Origin of the sequence: Mesorhizobium sp. M2A.F.Ca.ET.037.01.1.1, from assembly GCF_003998075.1 — a bacterium.
Lineage (GTDB): Bacteria > Pseudomonadota > Alphaproteobacteria > Rhizobiales > Rhizobiaceae > Mesorhizobium.
The window spans coordinates 1-5,914 of sequence record NZ_RZSA01000358.1 but is presented as its reverse complement, the minus strand read 5'-3'; the positions used below and the strand labels follow the sequence as shown (position 1 = coordinate 5,914).

4 protein-coding genes are annotated in these 5,914 nt (G+C 65.2%); all 4 read left to right on the top strand.

The window, feature by feature from the left end:
* Positions 1-308 precede the first annotated feature (308 nt).
* Positions 309-1,319 (top strand): type I glyceraldehyde-3-phosphate dehydrogenase, encoded by a 1,011-nt coding sequence (gene gap, locus EOA27_RS18445; protein WP_126080833.1) that lies wholly within the window; start codon positions 309-311, stop codon positions 1,317-1,319.
* A 254-nt stretch (positions 1,320-1,573) separates the two neighbouring features.
* Positions 1,574-3,463: a potassium/proton antiporter gene (locus EOA27_RS18440; protein ID WP_245466908.1), complete on the top strand. Its 1,890-nt coding sequence runs from the start codon at positions 1,574-1,576 to the stop codon at positions 3,461-3,463.
* A gap of 161 nt (positions 3,464-3,624) precedes the next feature.
* Complete coding sequence (locus EOA27_RS18435; protein ID WP_127256851.1) at positions 3,625-4,821, top strand: phosphoglycerate kinase; 1,197 nt, start codon at positions 3,625-3,627, stop codon at positions 4,819-4,821.
* 117 nt (positions 4,822-4,938) lie between these two features.
* The coding region (locus EOA27_RS18430) for a class I fructose-bisphosphate aldolase (RefSeq protein ID WP_127256849.1) at positions 4,939-5,914 on the top strand (976 nt) is incomplete at its 3' end.

The following is a 5,914-nucleotide window of genomic DNA, read 5'->3' as shown; positions in this document are numbered from 1 at the left end:
CGCCAGGGCTGGGACCACCTGATCGGCACCGACGGCGTCTTCATCGGCATGCACGGTTTTGGCGCCTCCGGCTCGATCGAGCAACTCTATCCGCATTTCGGCATCACCGCCGAGGCCGCGGCAAAAGCGGTCGAGACTCGTCTGCACGGCTGACCGGCTGCGTCAATTCGCGGGGCCGCAAATAGGCGGCTCGGCCATGCTGGACTAACCTAATCGATTTAAGTTCGACCTTCTGCGGCTGGATTCTTTGGCTCATGGCCGCTATGAAGCAGCGGACCCAATCGCCCCCAGTCCCTAGGGAGAAAACAATGACCGTCAGAGTTGCCATCAACGGATTTGGCCGCATCGGCCGCAACATCCTGCGCGCCATCCATGAATCCGGCCGCAAGGATATCGACGTGGTCGCCGTCAACGACCTCGGCCCGGTCGAGACCAACGCGCATCTGCTTCGCTACGACAGCGTGCATGGTCGCTTCCCGCATGAGGTGACCGTCGACGGCGACCAGATCTCGGTCGGCAAGGAGAAGTTCAAGGTCACCGCGATCAAGGATCCGACCCAGCTGCCGTGGAAGGAACTCGGCGTCGACATCGCGCTCGAATGCACCGGCATCTTCACGGCCCGCGACAAGGCGGCCGCGCACCTCGCCGCCGGCGCCAAGCGCGTCATCGTCTCAGCCCCGGCCGAAGGCGCCGACCTCACCGTCGTCTACGGCATCAACCACGACAAGCTGACCAAGGACCACATCGTCATCTCGAACGCGTCCTGCACCACCAACTGCCTGGCGCCGCTGGCGGCGGTGCTGCATGAGACCGTCGGCATCGAGAAGGGCATGATGACGACGATCCACTCCTACACCGGCGACCAGCCGACGCTCGACACCATGCACAAGGACCTCTACCGCGCCCGCGCCGCGGCGCTGTCGCAGATCCCGACCTCGACCGGTGCCGCCAAGGCGATCGGCCTGGTCCTGCCCGACCTCAAGGGCAAGCTCGACGGCATCTCGATCCGCGTGCCGACCCCGAACGTCTCGGTGGTCGACTTGAAGTTCGTCGCCAAGCGTTCGACCACGCCGCAGGAGATCAACGAAGCGCTGATCGCCGCCTCCAAGGGCAAGCTCAAGGGCGTGCTCTCGGTCACCCATCACCCGAACGTCTCGATCGACTTCAACCACGATCCGCACTCCTCGATCGTGGCCCTCGACCAGACCAAGGTCATGGACGGCAATTTCGTCTCGGTGCTGTCCTGGTACGACAATGAATGGGGCTTCTCGAACCGCATGGGCGACACCGCCGTCGCCTTCGGCAAGACCATCGCCTGATCCAGGCTCGCTAAGCAGTTTCGAACGCCCGGCTCCGGCCGGGCGTTTTCGTTTTAGTCTCGGCGGTTCCGCATGCCGTGGAGATTAGCCGCAACACCAGTCGCTCCGCCCGTGGATGACGAGAGGAAAGCGGCTCCTCCATTTCCCCACGCCAGCAGAATCCAAAAAACCACGCTGTTGCCTTGCACTGGTCATGTCTTCGCCCCACTCTCCCGTAAATCGACAAATGAGAGGGACTTGAGGGGCACTGGCGGATGGAGCATGCGATCTATCTTGTGACGCTGGTCGGCACTGCGCTCATTGTTGCCGCCGCGTTTTCGAGCCTGATCGCCTTCCGCTTCGGCGCTCCATTGCTGCTCCTCTTTCTCTGCATCGGGCTTGCCACCGGCGTCGACGGCCTCGGCATCGAATTCGACAATGCGCGGCTGGCTTATTTTGCCGGCTCACTGGCTTTGGCCATCATCCTGTTCGACTCCGGTTTCGGCACCCCGCTCAACGCACTGAAGCAAGCGGCCGGGCCGGCATTGTCGCTGGCCACTATAGGCGTCATCCTGACCACCGGCATCTTCAGCGTCGCCGCCTCCTATTTTCTCAAGCTCAGCTGGCTGGAATCCTCCCTGCTCGGCGCCGCCGTCGCCTCGACCGACGCGGCCGCCGTGTTCTTCCTGCTGCGCGCCGGCGAGATCCATCTGCGCGAGCGCGTGCGTTCGACGCTCGAAGTGGAATCCGGCACCAACGACCCGATCGCCATCTTCCTCACCATCACCCTGGTCGAGATCATCGCCGCGCATGCAAACCCCGAGGCCAACGTGCTGGCCGCCAATCTCCTTCTTGGCTTTCTTGCCAATATGGGGCTCGGCGCCGTGATCGGCGTCCTCGGCGGCTTCGGCATCGTGCGTCTGGTCGAGCGGCTCAACCTGGATCACGGCCTGCTGCCGATCTTCGTGCTGACGCTGTCGCTGATGGTGTTTGCCGCCGCCGGCGCGGTCGGCGGCTCAGGCTTCCTCGCCGTCTACCTTGCCGGGCTGATCGCGGGCAATTCCGACATCCGCGCCGTCACCATCCTGAGGCGTTTCCAGGACGGCATGTCGTGGCTGGCGCAGATCATCATGTTCCTGATCCTCGGCCTGTTCGCCACACCCTCGCAGTTCCCGGCGATCCTGGTGCCGGCGGTGCTGCTCGGCCTGTTCCTGATCTTCGTCGCGCGGCCTTTGGCCGTCTGGCTCTGCCTGATCCCCTTCCGCCTGCCGCGTCCCGAGGTCGCCTTCGTGTCCTGGGTCGGCCTGCGCGGCGCGGTCTCGATCCTGCTTGCCATCACGCCGCTGCTCGGCGGCCTGGAGCATGGCCGCCTGATCTTCAACGCCGCCTTCATCATTGTGCTAGTGTCGCTGGTGGTGCAGGGCTGGACGGTCGGGCCGCTGGCGCGCCGCCTCGGCCTGATCGTGCCGGCGCGTCTCGGGCCCCTGGACAAGGTCGAGCTCGAACTGCCGGGCTCAGCCCATCACGAACTGCTTGCCTATCGCGTCGCACCCGGCAGCCCGGTGGCGCGCGGCGAGCGCATCCCGCGCTGGGCAAGGCCCTCGCTGGTGCTGCGCGACGGCCGCTCGATGCGCTTCCAGGACATGGGCCGTCTCACCGCTGGCGACCAGGTCTATATCTTCGTGCCGGATCGCTATCCGCGCCTGCTCGACAAGCTGTTCGCCAGCCGCGCCGTGGTCGACCCCGAGGACGCCGACTTCTTCGGCGCCTTTGCCGTCGATCCGGCCCGCTCCGCGGCGGAGCTGGAAGCGGCCTATGGGCCTGGCCTTACCGAGGCCGAACAGAAGCTCACCGTCGCGGCGCTCGTTACCGAGCGGCTCGGCGGCCATGCCGAATATGCCGACCGCGTGATGATCGGGCCGATCGAGCTGATCGTGCGCGACGTCGACGAGAAAGGCCGGATCACCGGGCTCGGCCTGTCCTTCGAGCCGACCGCGCAGGTGGCGCGCGTGCCGGTGTTCATGAGCGCCGGCGAGATCGGCGATCGCATAGCGGCGCTGATCCGCAACTGGCGCAGGCCGGTGGAAAAGCAGCCGGTCGAGGACGTGCCGATCGATCCCGTGGCGCCGGCACCGGGCGAGCAAAAGGCAACCGGCGAAGGCTGATGTCTCATGGCGACATCATTTTTGCGCGCGCGCTTTAACGCGGCTCTTGCATCGCCGCCGCTGCCGGGTAAGGTCCCCGCGTTTTCGCTAGAGCAATTCCATGAAAGATGTGGGCGGCTTTCCGTCCGGAATTGCGTCAACGCACCAGGAAGGAACGGATCATGGCCGGCTTCAAGACACTCGATGACATCGGCGCCGTCAGCGGCAAGCGCGTCCTGGTGCGCGTCGACCTCAACGTTCCCGTCGCCGACGGCAAGGTGACCGACGCCACTCGCATCGAGCGCATCGCGCCGACCATCGCCGAACTCTCGAAGAAAGGCGCCAAGGTCATCCTGCTTGCCCATTTCGGCCGTCCGAAGGATGGTCCGTCGGCCGAATTCTCGCTGGAGCCGATCGCCAGGGCCCCGGCGGAGGTTCTCGGCCTCCCCGTCCGCTTCGCCGCCGACTGTATCGGCGACAAAGCCGCCGAAGGCGTTGCCGCCATGAAGGACGGCGACGTGCTGCTCTTTGAAAACACCCGCTTCTACAAGGCCGAGGAGAAGAATGACCCGGCCTTCACGGAAAAGCTCGCCGCCAATGGCGACATCTATGTCAACGACGCCTTCTCCGCCGCGCACCGCGCGCATGCGTCGACCGAAGGCCTGGCGCACCGGCTGCCGGCCTATGCCGGCCGCACCATGCAGGCCGAGCTCGACGCGCTGGAAAAGGGTCTCGGCAATCCGGTACGGCCGGTGGTCGCCATTGTCGGCGGCGCCAAGGTCTCGACCAAGATCGACCTTTTGATGAACCTGGTGAAGAAGGTCGACGCGCTGGTGATCGGCGGCGGCATGGCTAACACCTTCCTGGCCGCGCGTGGCACCGATGTCGGCAAGTCGCTTTGCGAGCACGACCTTGCCGGCACCGCCAAGCAGATCATGATCGAGGCGGCGGAAGCTGGCTGCGCCATCATCCTGCCCGCCGACGGCGTGGTGGCCAAGGAATTCAAGGCGGGTGCCGCGAGCGAGACCGTTGCCATCGATGCCGTGCCGGCGGACGGCATGATCCTCGATGTCGGCGCAAAGACCGTGCAGAGCGTTACCGACTGGATCGACCGCGCCGCGACCTTGGTGTGGAATGGCCCGCTCGGCGCCTTCGAGATAGAGCCCTTCGATCGCGCCACGGTGGCGGCGGCAAAGCACGCGGCCGCCCGCACCAAGGCAGGCAAGCTGGTCTCGGTCGCCGGCGGCGGCGACACGGTGGCCGCCCTCAACCATGCCGGCGTCGCCGACGACTTCACTTATGTCTCGACCGCCGGCGGTGCCTTCCTCGAATGGATGGAAGGCAAGCCGCTGCCCGGCGTCGAAGTGCTGAAGCGGTAAACAATCCGAGACAAGGCAAAGCCAGCGCGGCTTTCAATCGATTCGCGCTTTCCGGGGTCATTCCTTTGGCGATAATGTTCTGCTAGCGCGGAACAAACGCAGCGTAGGAGAGCACCCATGAGCGAACGTCTCGAAGATATCGCCACCGCGATGGTGAGCGGCGGCAAGGGCCTTTTGGCTGCCGATGAGAGCTCCGGCACCATCAAGAAACGTTTCGACGTCATCGGCGTCGAATCGACCGCCGACAACCGGCGCGACTATCGCGAGATGATGTTCCGCGCCAAGGAAGCGATGTCCAACTACATCTCCGGCGTCATCCTCTTCGATGAGACCATCCGCCAGAAGGCCGCCGACGGCACGCCGCTGGTCGACATCATCAAGGCGGCCGGTTCCATTCCGGGCATCAAGGTCGATCTCGGCGCCAAGCCTCTCGCGGGCTTTCCCGGCGACACCATCACCGAGGGCCTCGACGGCCTGCGCGAGCGGCTTGCCGATTACTACAAGCTCGGCGCCCGTTTCGCCAAATGGCGCGCGGTGATCGATATCGACACCGGCAAGGGCGTACCCTCGGCCAACTCGATCGCCTCGAACACCCATGCGCTGGCCCGCTATGCCGCGCTTTGCCAGGAGGCCGGCATCGTGCCGATCGTCGAGCCGGAAGTGCTGATGGACGGCGCGCATTCGATCGACACCTGCTACGACGTCACCAAGGCGACGCTGGTCAAGCTCTATGACGAGCTTTACGCGGCGCGCGTCGTGCTGGAAGGCTCGATCCTGAAGCCCAACATGGTCATCTCCGGCAAGAAGTCGGGCAGGACCGACAGCCCCGAGGAAATCGCCGAAAAGACGATAAAACTGTTCCGCGAAGTGGTGCCGGCGGCAGTGCCGGGCATCGCCTTCCTGTCCGGCGGGCAGGAGGACGAGGAAGCGACGGCCAACCTCAACGCCATCAATGCCATCGGCCCGCATCCGTGGAAGCTGACCTTCTCCTATGGCCGCGCGCTGCAGGCCGCGCCGCAAAAGGCATGGAGCGGCAAGGCCTCGAACGTCGCCGCCGGCCAGGCCGCCTTCACCCACCGGGCCTATATGAACC